Annotated in this window: 10 protein-coding genes and 1 tRNA gene; 2 read left to right on the top strand and 9 right to left on the bottom strand. The window is 63.2% G+C overall.

From position 1 onward, the window contains the following. Positions 1 to 21 precede the first annotated feature (21 nt). Together CUV01_RS02625 and CUV01_RS02620 are read right to left on the bottom strand one after the other, a co-directional pair. Positions 22 to 95: transfer RNA gene (locus tag CUV01_RS02625), tRNA-Gly, on the bottom strand. A gap of 35 nt (positions 96 to 130) precedes the next feature. Beyond that, a complete protein-coding gene (locus tag CUV01_RS02620; protein WP_101459106.1) occupies positions 131 to 754 on the bottom strand; it encodes an HAD family hydrolase in 624 nt (207 codons plus the stop codon). Positions 755 to 900: 146 nt separating this feature from the next. Between CUV01_RS02620 and CUV01_RS02615 the strand changes: the two genes are divergently transcribed. Beyond that, positions 901 to 1,848 carry an XdhC family protein gene (locus CUV01_RS02615; protein WP_198731869.1) on the top strand — a complete coding sequence of 316 codons (948 nt, stop codon included), beginning with the start codon at positions 901 to 903 and terminating at the stop codon, positions 1,846 to 1,848. A 21-nt stretch (positions 1,849 to 1,869) separates the two neighbouring features. Here the strand turns inward: CUV01_RS02615 and fdhF are convergent, their stop codons facing one another. The 3 genes from fdhF to trpS all read right to left on the bottom strand — a co-directional run bounded on the left by fdhF (position 1,870) and on the right by trpS (position 7,625). Next, the gene (fdhF, locus tag CUV01_RS02610; protein WP_101459104.1) at positions 1,870 to 4,665 is read right to left on the bottom strand and encodes a formate dehydrogenase subunit alpha; all 2,796 of its coding nucleotides are present in this window, start codon (positions 4,663 to 4,665) and stop codon (positions 1,870 to 1,872) included. Between the two features lies 1 nt (position 4,666). Continuing rightward, complete coding sequence (locus tag CUV01_RS02605; RefSeq protein ID WP_101459103.1) at positions 4,667 to 6,346, bottom strand: NAD(P)H-dependent oxidoreductase subunit E; 1,680 nt, start codon at positions 6,344 to 6,346, stop codon at positions 4,667 to 4,669. A gap of 256 nt (positions 6,347 to 6,602) precedes the next feature. Next, positions 6,603 to 7,625, bottom strand: a complete 1,023-nt coding sequence (gene trpS / locus CUV01_RS02600; RefSeq protein WP_101459102.1) for a tryptophan--tRNA ligase — start codon at positions 7,623 to 7,625, stop codon at positions 6,603 to 6,605. An 86-nt stretch (positions 7,626 to 7,711) separates the two neighbouring features. On the opposite strand from trpS, the gene CUV01_RS02595 reads away from it, so the two are divergent. Next, positions 7,712 to 8,401, top strand: coding sequence for a rhomboid family intramembrane serine protease (locus tag CUV01_RS02595; RefSeq protein ID WP_232962443.1), 690 nt, complete (start codon positions 7,712 to 7,714; stop codon positions 8,399 to 8,401). Between the two features lie 25 nt (positions 8,402 to 8,426). On the opposite strand, the gene CUV01_RS02590 is transcribed toward CUV01_RS02595, so the two are convergent. The 4 genes from CUV01_RS02590 to CUV01_RS02575 all read right to left on the bottom strand — a co-directional run bounded on the left by CUV01_RS02590 (position 8,427) and on the right by CUV01_RS02575 (position 15,213). Further along, the gene (locus tag CUV01_RS02590) at positions 8,427 to 9,542 is read right to left on the bottom strand and encodes an extracellular catalytic domain type 1 short-chain-length polyhydroxyalkanoate depolymerase (RefSeq protein ID WP_101459101.1); all 1,116 of its coding nucleotides are present in this window, start codon (positions 9,540 to 9,542) and stop codon (positions 8,427 to 8,429) included. A 129-nt stretch (positions 9,543 to 9,671) separates the two neighbouring features. Beyond that, on the bottom strand, positions 9,672 to 11,207 hold the full coding sequence (murJ, locus tag CUV01_RS02585) for a murein biosynthesis integral membrane protein MurJ (RefSeq protein WP_101459100.1): 1,536 nt from the start codon (positions 11,205 to 11,207) through the stop codon (positions 9,672 to 9,674). Continuing rightward, complete coding sequence (locus CUV01_RS02580; protein WP_101459099.1) at positions 11,207 to 13,984, bottom strand: [protein-PII] uridylyltransferase; 2,778 nt, start codon at positions 13,982 to 13,984, stop codon at positions 11,207 to 11,209. Before CUV01_RS02580 ends, murJ begins: the two co-directional genes overlap by 1 nt. A 23-nt stretch (positions 13,985 to 14,007) precedes the next feature. Further along, the gene (locus CUV01_RS02575; RefSeq protein ID WP_101459098.1) at positions 14,008 to 15,213 is read right to left on the bottom strand and encodes a penicillin-binding protein activator; all 1,206 of its coding nucleotides are present in this window, start codon (positions 15,211 to 15,213) and stop codon (positions 14,008 to 14,010) included. Positions 15,214 to 15,274 lie beyond the last annotated feature (61 nt).

Below are 15,274 nucleotides of genomic sequence, written 5' to 3'. Positions count from 1 at the left end.
CAAGTCAGACATTCAGGGTGATGGAGCGGGTGATGGGAATCGAACCCACGTATTCAGCTTGGAAGGCTGCTGCTCTACCATTGAGCTACACCCGCATCGACCATCGGTATATGCGGCCTGTCGGGGCAGTTCAAGCGTCTCTGGTTATGACGATTCCACGGGCTTGCAGCGCTTTGTCCAGCGCGGGCGCATCGGTGAAATGGATGGCGTCCATTCCCACAGCCTGTGCGCCCGCCACATTGGCGGGGCTGTCATCGATGAAAATGCAATCGCCGGGTTCAATTCCATTGCGGCGGGTCAGGGTAAGGTAGATCTCTGGTTCGGGCTTCAGCAAACCCTCGATGCCCGAGACCACGATATCCTCGAACAGGGTTGTCAGCCGTGGATAAAGCGACAGGGCGGCAGGCCAGTTATCCGCCGACCAGTTGGTGATCGCCAGCAGCCGGTAGCCATCGGCCTTGAGCGCCTCTGCCAGATCCCAACTGCCGGGCACCGCTTTGCGGATCGAGGCCGGAAAGTTGTCGGTATAGCGCTCCAGCGGGGCCGCCAGTTCGCCGTGGGCGGCGCGCGCAGCGGCCAGACCCTCGGACAGCGGGCGGCCTCCGTCCTGAAGGTAGTTCCAGTCGCGAAAGCCGATTTCTGTCATCCAGTCCCGCGCCTGCGCCGGATCCGGGAAGTCATCGGCAAAGGCAAGTTCAGGTGTCCAGCCGATCAGAACCTCGCCGAGGTCGAAGACGATATGGGGTTTGCTCATGTATGGCCCTGCCGATTGGATCTATGGCCAAGCCTGTGCCAGCGGAGGGCTGAAGACAAGTGTGCGCGGCGCAGTTCGACCAAAGACGCATTGTCGGAACGCGATGCGCATCCTAACTGATAGGCAAAGGAATGGGACTGTCAGGCATGAATATTCTGAACCAATCCGCTGCTGTGTCGCGCGATCCGCTGGCCGAGGCTGTGGCCGCGCCGGGCGATGTCGTGCTGGCGATCATCACCGGGGTCGAGGGTCCGTCCTATCGTCCGGTGGGTGCGGTCATGGCGATCATGCCCGAGGGCGAGGATGATACTCTGGTGGGCACGCTATCCTCGGGCTGCGTCGAATCCGACATTGCCCATCACGCCCGTCAGGCGATGGCCGAGGGGCAGCCGCGCAATGTCCGCTATGGTCGCGGTTCGCCCTTTATCGACATCCAGCTGCCCTGCGGCGGCGGGCTGGATATCCTGCTGCTGCCCAACCCCGACCGCGATGTGCTGCGGCAGGTCGCTGCCAAGCGAGACGCGCGCGAGGTCTGTTCGCTGCGGATCAACACCCGAACCGGTGCAATGGCACTGCAAGCCGAGGGGCAGACAGGGCTGGCAGACAAGGATTTCGTCCTGAGGATCGAGCCAGAGCTGCGCTTTCTGGTCTTTGGCAAGGGTCCTGAGGCCTTTACCTTTGCGGCGCTGGCCCATTCGGTGGGCTTTCCCGGTCTGCTGCTGTCCCCCGACGATGAAACGCTGCAAAGCGCGGCTGGGGCAGGTTGCGCCACGCAGCGAATGATCCGGCCCGGTTGGCCCGGCGATCTGAGCGTGGATGGCTGGACCTCGATCGTGCTTTTCTTTCACGATCACGATTGGGAACCGGCGATCCTGCAGGGCGCGCTGCAGACGCCGGCCTTTTACATCGGTTCGCAGGGATCACAGCGCGCCGCCGCGACCCGGCGTCACGCATTGGCCGAACTGGGCGTGACCGAGGACCGGATCGCGCGGCTGCATGGCCCGGTCGGTCTGATCCATTCTGCCCGCGATGCGCGGACGCTGGCCGTCTCGGTTCTGGCCGAAGTGCTGGATCGCGCCAAATCCGGTGCCTGAGCAACGATCCGGCGGTGACGATCAACGTTCGGCGGCTGCCGTCATCGGTTCGACCCGGACCGCCGAGAACTTGAATTCGGGGATCTTGCCATAGGGGTCGATCGCAGGGTTGGTCAGGATATTCGCCGCCGCCTCGACATAGGCAAAGGGGACAAACACCATATCCTCGGCCACCGCCCGGTCCGCACGCGCCATGATGGTGATGCTGCCGCGCCGGGTGGTCAGGCGTATCATCTCGCCCGGCTCGACCCCAAGCCGCCGCAGGGTCTTCGGATGCAGCGAGGCATTGGCCTCGGGCTCGACCCCGTCCAGCACCTTGGATCTGCGCGTCATCGAGCCAGTATGCCAATGTTCCAGCTGCCGGCCTGTGGTCATGATCATCGGGTATTCGGCATCTGGCACTTCATCGGGTGCAATGACCGATGCCGGCGTGAACTTTGCCCGCCCACCGGCGCGCGGGAAGCCATCGCCAAAGACCACCGCCTGACCCGGATCTTCGGGCGACAGCGACGGGTAGGTGACGGTCTGGGTCTTGAGCCGTTCCCAGGTGATGTTGTCCAGCGACGGCATGGTCAGGGCCATCTCGTCATAGACCTGCGACACGTGGTCATACTGCCAGTTCAGCCCAAGCCGCTGCGCCAGATCGATGGTGATCAGCCAGTCCTCACGCGCATCGCCCGGCGGCGGCACGGCGGGACGCACGCGTTGCACCTGACGGTTGGTGTTGCTGACGGTGCCGTTCTTTTCATACAGCGCCGAGGCGGGCAGGATCACGTCAGCATAGTTCGCGGTTTCGGTCAGAAAGATATCCTGCACAACCAGATGTTCCAGCCGCGACAATGCCGCGCGGGCGTGATCCAGATCGGGGTCCGACATGGCCGGGTTTTCGCCCTGAATATACATGCCCTTGATATTGCGGTCATAGATCTGGTCGATGATCTCGGTCACCGTCAGGCCCTTTTTGTCTGACCAGTCAGCCGCCCAGCCATCGCCGCCATTATCGCCCCAGATGCCGATGACCTTGTCGCGGTATTCGGTGTTCTCGACCGACAGATAATCGGGCAGGAACATCGGGATCAGGCCCGCATCGGACGCGCCCTGCACATTGTTCTGACCGCGCAGCGGGTGCAGCCCGGTGCCGGGGCGCCCGACCTGACCGCACATCAGCGCCAGGCTGATCAGACAGCGCGAATTGTCGGTGCCGTGGATATGCTGCGAAACGCCCATGCCCCAGAAGATCATCGCCGCCTGCGCACCCGCAAAGGTGCGGGCCACGTCGCGCAGGACATCCGGCTCGATGCCGCAAATCGGGGCCATGGCCTCGGGCGAGAAGTCCTTCAGATGTGCCTTCTCGGCCTCCCAATTCTCGGTATAGGCTTGGATATACTGCTCGTCATAAAGACCCTCTTCCACGATCACATGCATGATCGCGTTCAGCATCGAGACATCCGCACCGGGCCGGAATTGCAGCATATGGCTGGCAAAGCGCCGCATTCCGACGCCGCGCGGGTCCATTACGATCAGCTTGCCGCCGCGTTTGGTGAACTGCTTGAAAAAGGTCGCAGCGACGGGGTGGTTCTCGACCGGATTGGCGCCGATGATGATGGCGACATCAGCGTTTTCGATCTGGTTGAAGGTCGCGGTGACAGCGCCTGATCCCACATTCTCGATCAGCGCCGACACCGATGAGGCGTGGCACAGCCGGGTGCAGTGATCGACATTGTTGTGGCGAAAGGCCTGCCGGATCAGTTTCTGAAACAGATAGGCCTCTTCGTTCGTGCATTTGGCACTGCCAAAGCCCGCAACCGATTGCCCGCCATGGGCCTGACGCAGCTTGCCCAGCCCGCCCGCGGCAAAGGCCATCGCCTCGTCCCATTCGGCCTCGCGGAAATGGGTTTGCCAGTTTTGGGGATCGACATTCAGCCCTTTGGGTGGCGCGTCCTCGCGCCGGATCAGCGGCTTGGTCAGGCGGTGTGAGTGGTGGATGTAGTCATAACCAAACCGGCCCTTGACGCAGAGCCGGTTTTCATTGGCGGGGCCGTTCAGGCCCTCGACATATTTGATCTGGCTGTCCTTGACCTTCAAGCTAAGCTTGCAGCCCACCCCGCAGAAGGGGCAGACGGTTTCGGTTTCGCTGTCGAAATCGGCGCGGTCGCCGATCTGTGCGGCATCAACCACGGTGGCGGGCATCAGCGCGCCAGTGGGGCAGGCCTGCACGCATTCGCCGCAGGCCACGCAGGTGCTGTCGCCCATCGGATCGTCCATGTCGAAAACCGGCAGCGTGCCATGTCCGCGAAACGCCATGCCGATCACGTCGTTCACCTGCACCTCGCGACAGGCCCGCACGCACAGCCCGCACTGGATGCAGGCATCCAGATTGACGGTCATCGCGACATGGCTTGCATCGGTGGCCGGGACGGCTGCCGGGGCCATTTTCGGGAACCGGCTGGTGCTGATGCCGGCGGCCGCAGCCATGTCCCAGAACGGTGCTGACTGGTCATGCGCCACGTCCTGGGCCGGCTGATCGGCCAGCAGCAGCTCCATCACCATCTTGCGCGAGGCCCTGGCCCGGTCAGAGGCGGTCTTGACGACCATGCCAGCGGCGGGTTCGCGGATGCAGGAGGCGGCCAGCGTGCGTTCGCCCTCGATCTCGACCATACAGGCGCGGCAATTGCCGTCGGGGCGATAACCGGGCGCGGGCTTGTGGCACAGATGCGGGATCGTCAGGCCGCGACCATTGGCGATTTCCCAGATGGTCTGGCCGGGTTCGGCGGTGACCTCGGCTCCGTCGAGGGTAAAGCGGATGGGGTCGGACATGTCAGACCTCCTCGGGGAAATGTTTCATCGTCAGCAGGATCGGGTTCGGCGCGGCCTGACCCAGTCCGCAGATGCTGGCATCGACCATCGCGGCGCTCAGTTCCCGCAACAGCGGCTGGTCCCAGTGCTCGGCCTGCATCAGCTTGACCGCCTTTTCGCAGCCGACCCGGCAGGGTGTGCATTGCCCGCAGCTTTCATCCTCGAAGAACCGCAGCATGTTCAGCGCCGCGTCCCGCGCGCTGTCCTGATCGGACAGAACCACAACGGCGGCTGAGCCGATAAAGCTGTCATGCGGTTGCAGCGTGTCGAAATCCAGCGGGATGTCCGCCATGGATGCGGGCAGCAGGCCCGAGGACGGCCCGCCCGGCTGATAGGCCTTGAAAGCGTGGCCGTCTGCCATTCCGCCAGCGGCCCCGATGATGTCGGTGATCGTCGAGCCTGCTGGCAGCAGATGAACCCCCGGCTGCGCCACGCGGCCCGAAACGGAATAGCTGCGCAGACCCTTGCGGCCGTTCTTTTCGGTGCCGTTCAGCACCTGCGGACCTTCGCGGCAAATGCGCGCGATCCAGTGCAGCGTCTCGACGTTATGGACCAATGTGGGCCGATCAAAGATGCCAACCTGCGCCACGAAAGGCGGGCGGTGGCGGGGGATGCCGCGCTTGCCCTCGATCGACTCGATCATCGCGCTTTCTTCGCCGCAGATATAAGCGCCCGCACCGCGCCGCAGGTCGATATAGCCCGGCTCTACTATACCGGCACCCTCCAGTGCTTTGATCTCACAGTGCAGGATTTCCAGCACGGCAGGGTATTCGTCGCGCATATAGATAAACGCGCGCTCTGCCTGCACGGCCCATGCCGCGATCAGCATGCCTTCCAGAAACAGATGCGGTGTGCGTTCAAGGTAATAGCGGTCCTTGAACGTCCCCGGCTCGCCCTCGTCGCCATTCACCGCAAGGTAGCGCGGGCCGGGATTGGCGCGGACAAAGCCCCATTTCTTGCCAGAGGGGAAACCCGCCCCGCCAAGGCCGCGCAGCCCCGCATCCAGCAATTGCTGCTGCACCTGTTCCCAATCGCCACCCGCGCGCAGGCGGGCCAGCGCGTCATAGCCGCCGGTCGCGGTGTAGGCGGAAAAATCCTGATAGTCGGGAATATGGGCATGCGTGTCGCCCGCGTTGATCGCAGCCGTGACCTTTTCCGGCGTCGCATGATCGATATGATTGTGACCCAGCTCCAGCACCGGCGCGGTATCGCAACGGCCCATGCAGGGCGCCCGCAAGACGCGAACCTGCGCCGGGTTCTGGCCGTCTTTCAGCGCAGCCAGCAGGGCCTGCGCGCCGGCCAATTCGCATGACAGGCTGTCGCAGACGCGGATGGTCAGCGCAGGGGGCGGCGCCTCGTCTTCCTTCACCACGTCGAAATGGGCGTAGAAGGTGGCGACCTCGTAGACCTCAGCCATCGCAAGGCGCATTTCTTCGGCCAGTGCGCGCAGATGGGCAGCCGAGAGGTGGCCATATTGGTCCTGAATACGGTGCAGATACTCGATCAGCAGATCGCGGCTGCGTGGGGCCTCGCCCAGCAGCACGCGGACCTGTTCCAGCGCCTCGTCATCGACCTGCCGGCCCTTGGGCGTGTGTCGGCCCTTGCCTCGGCCCGATTTCCAGATGCCCTTGCGATCGTCCAAATCTGTCTTCCCCCTCGCCACGGTCGATCCTGCCTGACCTGACCCTGCTCAGTCTATGTCATTGCCGCATAGGGCAGAAGGGACCAGTGGTGCCGGTCGGTTCTGCACCCAAAGTCGTGCCAATGGGCCGCATAGGCCAGAATGTTGGTATTTTTTGACCGCGACTTGTCAGAATGCGACAAAATCGGGTGCGCTACGGCATCAGCCGCCCATGCGCCAACCACCGGGCTGGCGCATCATCTTGTCTGTCAGGCGCTTACCCGCGCGAGCGGATCAGCCCGACGATATCCTTGGTCTGATCCAGGATCGGCCTGGCAATCGCATCGGCGCGGTCTGCACCGTCACCCAATACACGGTCGATTTCCGCCGGATCGGCCATGAAATCGTTCATCCGCCCGGTGATGGGCGAGACGACCGATACTGCCAGATCGGCCAGCGCAGGCTTGAAATCGCCAAAGCCCTTGCCCTCGAAGCGGGTCAGCACCTGATCGGGCGTTTCCTCGGACAGTGCGGCATAGATATTGACCAGATTGCGCGCCTCGGGGCGATCCTTCAGTCCGTCCATGCTGCCGGGCAGGGGCTCTGCATCGGTGCGGGCCTTGCGGATCTTTTTCGAGATTGCGTCGGCATCATCGGTCAGGTTGATGCGGCTGGCATCCGAAGGATCGGATTTCGACATTTTCTTCGACCCGTCACGCAGCGACATGACGCGGGTGGCCACGCCTTCGATCAGCGGTTCGGTGATGGGAAAGAAGTCGACGTCGTAATCATGGTTGAATTTGGCCGCGATGTCGCGGGTCAGTTCCAGATGCTGCTTCTGATCGTCGCCCACCGGCACGGCAGTCGCGTGATAGGCCAGAATGTCGGCGGCCATGAGCGCGGGATAGGCGTAAAGCCCAAGGCTGACACGCTCCCGGTCCTTGCCGCCCTTGTCCTTGAACTGGGTCATGCGGTCCATCCAGCCCACGCGCGCGACGCAGGACAGCAGCCAGGACAGTTCTGCATGGGCGCTGACCTGGCTTTGGTTGAACAGGATCGAGCGCACCGGATCGACGCCAGCGGCCATGAAGGCTGCGGCGGCCTCGCGGGTTTGCAGGCGCAGTTTGTCAGGATCCTGCCAGGTGGTCAGCGCGTGCAGGTCGACGAGGCAGTAAATCGTCTCTATCCCGCTGTCCTGCAGTGACACGAAGCGCTGCAACGCGCCCAGATAATTCCCCAGTGTCAGCCCGCCCGAGGGCTGGATGCCGGAAAAGATGCGCGGGGTGTGGGTCTTGCTCATCGCTTCGCCTGCTTGGAATTTGCTCGTCATTCGCTTAGCGGTTGCCCGGTCGGATCGCAACCACAGGAGAGATGATGCGTGAAGGGATGAATGAGTCGCCGATCAACCAGTTGCCTTGGGTGGTCTGGGTGCTGGCGCTGCCGATGATTGCGGCCGAGGCGATCTTTGCGTTGGGATCCGTCGGGTTGATTGGCGGGGCCGAGGGGATAACGATACGCCCGACGATCATCCAGCGCGTGGCCTATGTGCCCGAGATGGTCGAACGGATGTGGGCGATGGGGTCGGTTGATCTGGGGCAGGCGTACCGGCTGTTCAGCTATTCCTTCGTTCACTACAGCTTCATGCATGCGCTGTTCGTCATCGCCTTCACACTGGCGCTGGGCAATCTGGTGGCCTCGAATTTCAGGCCCTGGGCGGTTCTGGCGCTGTTTTTCGGTTCGGCCATCGGCGGCGCGCTGGTCTATACCATCTTTTCAGCGACCTATGATGGGCGTGTCGCGCCCCTGGTGGGCGGATATCCGGCGGTTTACGGGCTGGTCGGGGCGTTTACCTTTTTGCTGTGGACGCGGCTGGCGGCACAGCATGTGAACCGGATGCGGGCCTTTGCGCTGATCGGGATGCTGTTGTTGTTCCAACTGGTCTTCGGGCTGATCTATGGCAATGCGGGCCATGGCTGGATCGCAGAGATCGCGGGTTTCGCAACCGGCTTTGGCCTGTCCTTCCTGCTGGTCGATGGCGGGCTGGCCCGTGCCCTGTGGCAGTTGCGGCAACGCTAAGGCGGGTCGCGCAGAACGAACCGGGTCAGGCAGGTGCAGCGGATCGCCGCTTTACCGTCGTGCGATGGCGCAGGAAGAACCGGACCATGGCGCGCGATGCGTCTGGCCCGTCCGGATCGGTATAGCTGCCAGCGGCGTTGCCACCGGACCATGCGTGGCCGGAATCGGCGATGACCCATTGTTCAACAAAGGACCGGCCTTTCCCGATCCTGTGCATCGTCTTGACGTATTTGCGGCCACCCGGCACCCGCCCGGTCTTTTCTGACTTGGGCAAATGCGAATAAGGCTCTAGCGCGCGGGAGGCGACAAAGCGGCCATTACGGGGGTGCACCACCTTGTCGGAGCCGCCGTGGAAATTGATCGTCGGCATCGGCACCAGATTGCGATCCCCCGGTGCGCCGTGCTGCATGGCAACGATGGCCGAGCGCTCGTCATGGGCCGCGCCGACCGGCAGGCCGGAATGCGCACCCACGGCCGCGAAAATATCGGGATAGGCGGACGCGATGATCAAGGATGCGGACGCACCCGCCGAAAGGCCGGCGATATAGACCTTGGCCGGATCGATGTCGTTTTCAGCGATCACACGCCGGGTCAGGCTGGCGATCAGTGCGGGTTCGCCTTGCCCACGGCCCTGATCGTCGCGCTTGTACCAGTTCCAGCAGCGATAGATCTGGGTCCTGCGTTCCTGCGCTGGATAGACCACCAGAAATCCGAACTCTTCGGCAAGCACGTTCATGCCGGTGCCGCGCGCGAAATCGTCGGGTGTCTGACCGCAGCCGTGCAGCATCACAAGCAAGGGCAGCGGGCCGGTCGCCGTTTTCGCAGAAACCGGGGTATACAGGTTGAACGAGCGCTGCCCGAATTCGCAGACATGGACGCCGCGTTTGAACGAGGCACCGCGCGGTGTCGTCGTTTTTGCGCGGGATGTGGCGGGCGTCTTGGCCGTTTGACTTGCCTTGCTGGCACGCGCGCGGGGTTTGGTGGCCGTCTTGGTCGCAGGTTTTGCTGTTTTGGTCGTCTTGCGCTTGGTCTTGGGCTTTGGCGGGCGAAAGGGCTCGAACATGCTGGCGACTGCGGCAGCGGTGTTCCGGCGTATCTGTCGTTTGACCTTGGATTGGGCGCGTTTGAAAGGGTTATACATCTGGTCCAGGCTTTGCGGGTGGGCCAGAAACGGCCTGATGAAGGAACGGCATCGCTATTTGGAGGCTGGGGGAAGCAACGACAAGCCGCAGACCCTCAAGACCTCGTGTGCATCTGCGCATCGCGCGGCTTAGCGCGACCGTTTGACGGCGGATTTCAGCTCCGACAGGCGATAGGCGCCGGTTGCAAAGGCCAGCGTGAAATAGATGGCCGCGCCGCCAAAGACCAGAATGGCCAGACCGGGAATGCGGCCGATGGATGAGGCGTCCAGCCAGTTCATCATGAACCAAAGCGCCACTGCCATCAGTGCCGAGGCCAGCAGGATACGCGGTGCAGCGCGGCGCAGGCGGGCATCGGCGCGCGCGGCCTGACCCATCGACCGGGTGCCCCACCACAATTGCGCGACCATCACCCAGGCAGCAAATGTTGTGCCAAGGGCGGCGGCCAAAAAGCCTATACTGCCCATCAGGCCGAAGGCGACGGCAGCATTCACGAACATGGAAAACAGCGCGAAACGGAAGGGCGTCCGGGTATCTTCGCGGGCGAAATACAGCGGTTGCAGGATCTTCTGCAGCACGAATGCCGGCAGGCCAAGCGCATAGACGACCAGCGCGCGGGCGGTTTGCACGGTGTCATCGGGACCGAATGCGCCGCGCTCGAACAGGGTCGAGACCATCGGCACGGCGATGATGGCGATGGCAAAGGCGGCGGGCAGGGTCAGGAACAGGCCGAACTCGGTCGCGCGGCTATAGGCGGATTGGCCGCCCGCGTGATCCTCGGCCCGCAAGCGGCGCGCCAATTCGGGCAACAGCACAACCGCAACCGCCGCACCGACCACGCCAAGCGGCAGCTGATAAAGCCGGTCGGAATAGCTGAGCCAGGCAATCGCGCCATCAAACCGCGACCCGACCTGCCGTCCGATCAGCAGGTTCAGTTGGACCACACCGCCGGCAAAGGCCGCGGGCAGAGCCACCGCCAGCAGCCGGCGCATGTCGGGCGACAAGCGCGGGCGTTTGGGCCAGAAGGTCCAGCCGGTTCGATGGGCGTCCCACCAGACCAGCCCCAATTGGGCGATCCCGGTGACAGGCGTGGCCCATGCCAGCGTCAGGCCCAGATCCCAACCCCGCCAGCGCCCCATCCCCATGGCCATGATGAACAACAGGTTCAGAAGGACCGGCGCGGCGGCGGCGGCGGTAAAGCGGCCATTGGCATTCAGAACACCCGAGACCATCGAGGCCATCGAGATCAGCAGGATATAGGGAAAGGTGATGCGCCCGTATTCGACGGCCAGCGCGAAACGTTCATCCCCCACAAAGCCAGAGGCCATCAGCCAGACCAGCCCCGGCATGAAGATCATCGCCAGCGCCGACAGGATCAGCACGGTGATAAACAGCCCCGAAAACGCCTCGGAGGCGAAACGCTGTGCATCGGCCCGATCCTCCAGCCTCTTGGAAAACATCGGGATGAAGGCGGTGTTGAAGGCCCCTTCGGCAAAAAAGCGGCGAAACATGTTGGGCAGGGACAGCGCGATCAGAAAGGCCTCGGCAACGGGGCCGGTGCCCAGCCATGCGGCCATCAGGATGTCACGGACAAAGCCCGAGACGCGGGACACCATGGTCCAGCTGCCAACCGACAGAAAGCCGCGCACCAGTCCGGATTTCGCCATCAGTTCTTGCCTGCCCGTTCCGTGCCCTGCTGGATCGCCAGCCGCAATTTCTTTTCCAGCGAACTGCGCTTGGCATCAGCAAACAGCTTCATTCCGAACATGTCCTTGACATAAAAACTGTCCACGACCTGCGCGCCATAGGTGGCGATCACGGCGCTGGCAATCTGAATATGGTTCGTCGCCAGCGTCCGGGTCAGGTCATAAAGCAGGCCCGGCCGGTCGCGCGTGTCGACCTCGATGATGGTATAGATATCGCTGCCTTCATTGTCGAAGGTGACATGCGTCGGAAAGCGGAACTGGCTGTCGCGCTTGCGCGGCTTGTCACGATCGGCAAAGGCATCGCGCGCGACAACTTCGCCGTTCAGCGTCCGGTCAATCATGCGGCGCAAACGGGGCAGGCGATCCTGGGCATAGGGGTGACCGTCGGAATCCTGTACCCAGAACACCGCCGTCGCATAGCCGTCCTTGGTGGTATAGGTGCGCGCGTCGACGACGTTGGCCCCCATCAGCGACAATGCCCCGCAAAGGCGCGAGAAGATGCCCGGATGATCCGACAGCACAAAGGCAGCTCGGGTGGCGTCGCGGTCGGTATCGGGTTTCAGGTCGATGCGGATCTCATCGGGGCCAATCCCGTTCAGCAACCTGGCAAAGATCGCCTGCGTCTCGGTTGGCAGGCCCGGCCAATAGCTGTCGTAATGCCGCGCGATCTCGGCGCGGATCTCTTTGGCCTCCCAGCCGGTCGCGACCAGCAGGTGCCGCAGGGCGCGTTTGGCCTCGTTCTGGCGCTTGTCGCGGTTCAGTTCTTCCAGCCCGCCATCCAGCGCGGCCGCAGTTTCCTGATGCAGCTTGCGCAGCAGCATCGCTTTCCAGTTGTTCCAGGTGCCGGGGCCGACGCCGCGAATATCGCAGACGGTCAGCACCAGCAGCATGTCCAGCCGCTTTTTCGTCTTCACCGCCTTGGCAAAGTCGCGCAGCGTGCGCGGGTCGGATATATCGCGCTTTTGCGCCACGTCGGACATCAGCAGATGGTTGCGCACCAGCCATTCGACGGTCTCGACCTCTTCGGCGGTAAAGCCGAGCCGGGTCACCACCCGCCGTGCCAGACGCGCCCCAAGGATCGAGTGGTCTTCGGGCCGCCCCTTGCCGATATCGTGCAGCAGCGTCGCCAGATAAAGCACCCGGCGATTGATGCCCGCTTCCATGATCTCATGCGACAGCGGCAGATCATCGGGGTGTTCGCCGCGCTCGATCTCGGCCAGGGCGGCGACGCATTGGATCGAATGCTCGTCCACGGTGTAGTGATGATAGACGTTGAACTGCATCATCGCCACGATCGGTTCGAATTCGGGAATAAAGGCCGACAGCACGCCCAGTTCGCTCATCCGGCGCAGGGCGCGTTCGGGGTTGCCGTGCTTGAGCAGCAGATCCAGAAAAATCCGCGCGGCCTCGGGATTGGTGCGAACCGAATCGTCTATCAGGTCAAGATGCATGGTCACCAGCCGCATCGCATCGGGGTGGATCAGCAGACCAGTGCGCAGCGCCTCTTCGAAGAGGCGCAGCAGATTGATCGGCTGCCTGACAAATTCTTCGCTGTCCGCCACGGCCAGCCGGCCGCCATCTTCGGCAAAACCCACGCGCAATTTGCGGCGGCGTCGAAACAGCCGGCCCAGAAAGGGCGCCTTGTGAACATGGCTTGCCTCCAGCGCGGTCAGAAAGACGCGCGTGACCTCGCCTACATTGGTGGCGTGGCGAAAATAGTCCTGCATGAAATGCTCGACCTCGCGCCGACCATTGCCATCGCGGTATCCCATGCGCTGCGAGACCTCGACCTGCATATCAAAGGTCAGCTGATCGACCGGTCGCCCCGCAATCAGATGCAGATGGCAGCGCACGGCCCAGAGGAAATCCTCGGCCTGCCAGAAGCTGAGATGTTCCTCGCGCGTGAAAAAGCCCAGATCGACCAGTTCGACGGCACGATCCACGCGGTGGATATACTTGCCGATCCAGTACAGCGTTTGCAGGTCGCGCAGCCCGCCCTTGCCCTCTTTCACGTTGGGTTCCAGCACATAGCGCTGGCCGCCCTGTTTTTCGTGCCGGGCGTCACGCTCGGCCAGTTTGGCCTCGACGAATTCGGGCACCGTCTTGACGAACAGCTCTGACCACAGCCGTTCGCGCAGTTCCTGCGCCAACGGTGCATAGCCTGTGACCAGCCGGTGTTCGACCAGCGCGGTGCGGATGGTCATGTCGCCCGCCCCAAGGCGCAGGCACTCATCGACGGAACGGACCGAATGACCGATCTTCAGGTTCATGTCCCACAGCATGTAGAGCATGGACTCAACCACGCTTTCCGCCCAGGCCGTGACCTTCCAGGGCGTCAGGAACAGCAGGTCGACATCCGATTGCGGCGCCATCTCGGCGCGGCCATAGCCGCCAACGGCCAGCACCGCCAGCCGCTCGATTTCCGAGGGGCTGGAATGGGGATGCAGCAGGGTCGTTGCAACATGATGGATCGCGGTCACGATCCCGTCGGTCAGGCTGGCGATGGCCCGCACGGTCTCTCGTGCGGCGCGCGGATGCGACTCGAAACCGGTCACGATATCGGCCATCGCCGATTTGCGCGCCTCTGATAGCAGTTTGACGGTTGCGGCCCGAATATCACGCGCTTCGGTCAGCCCTGCCAGCGCCGTATCCAATGCAGGCAGGAAGGTGCCGGGATCGAATACGGAATGCGCCCCGGGCAATGCCGGGGCGCTTTGAACCGGATTATCATCCGGCATTTGTGGTTCCCTGGTCGGCAAGATCAGAACCCGGCACCTCGGCCAAAGCGGCTCGGGGCGGGATCAAGGATGACCAGTTGATTGCCGCGTATCGTCGCCACGGCCATTGCACGCTGGTTGGTGCCGTCGGGACGGAAGCGGAAGGCACCGTTCACACCCGAAAAGCCTGCGCGCTGGGTGAGGCCCGAACTGGCAACGGCATCGCGTTTGCCCGCGCGGATATTCGCCGCGATGGCCGCGACGCCGTCATAGGCCAGACCGGCCAATTCATGCGGTGCCTCGCCATAGGCCGCGCGATAGCGGGCCTCGAACTGCGCCTTGCGCGTGGTATCGGGGATCGCGAACCAGCCGCCCTGCAATTGCGGCAGTTCGAGCCGCGAGTTGGGCTCGTCCCACCGGGTCAGCCCCATGAACTGGGTGACCTGGCTGGTCACGCCGGCGGCGGCCAGTTTTTCGGTCAGATAGGGCAGCACAGCCTGATTGTTTGCCGTCATGAAGATCGCGTCGATCTGGCCTGATTGCGCGGCCTGGGCGATTTGCGGCGCAACGCCGTCAATCCCCGTGATCGAAACCGGGTGGGTCACTTTGCCGGCCAGCGTCGCGCCATTTCTGGCGGCTGCCGTTTCAATCGCGCGGGCGCCGACCTGGCCTGCGACGTCATTCTCGGACACCGACAAGATGCGGCGCTTGCCGTTGCGCACGCCGTAGCTGACCAGACGGTCGGCGACGTTTGCGAAGGTGCTGCCCACCACGAAGACGTTTCCGCCCGCGACATCGGCATTGTTCGAGAAGGTCATCACATTGATATTGCGCTGCGCCATCGCGTTTCCGACAGCGTTGGCAGATTCGGCAAACAGCGGCCCCAGCACGATCTTGGCGCCGGCATCAGCACCCTCGGAGGCACGCGCGACGGCCTGTGCCGCGTCGCCGCCGGTATCATAGATGCGCAGGTCGATCTGTGCACCCTGAGCGTCGGCGGCAGCCATCCGAGCGGCGTTCTTGAGCGAGCGTGACAACCAGTCCAGATTGGCATTGCCGCTGCCGCCTGGCGCCAACAGCGAGACGGTGACGGGCTCAGATGGATCAATCATCTGGCCACTCTGGCTGCCGGTTCCGGCTTGACCGATCGGTTGGCAGGCGGCGATCAGAACCGCAGATGCAATGGCGCCGGCCCGCATTAGAAACGAACGGGCGGGCAGCGCGCCATGGCGTTGGGCAAAGGCGAACATAATGAAAATTCCCTGTCAGGTTCGGGTTTATCTTGCTGGCAGCCAGCGTATTCACATATCC

The sequence above is a fragment of the Paracoccus tegillarcae genome (assembly GCF_002847305.1).
Taxonomy (GTDB): domain Bacteria; phylum Pseudomonadota; class Alphaproteobacteria; order Rhodobacterales; family Rhodobacteraceae; genus Paracoccus; species Paracoccus tegillarcae.
Note: the sequence above shows the minus strand (reverse complement) of the source record. Positions and strands in the feature narration are given on the sequence as shown.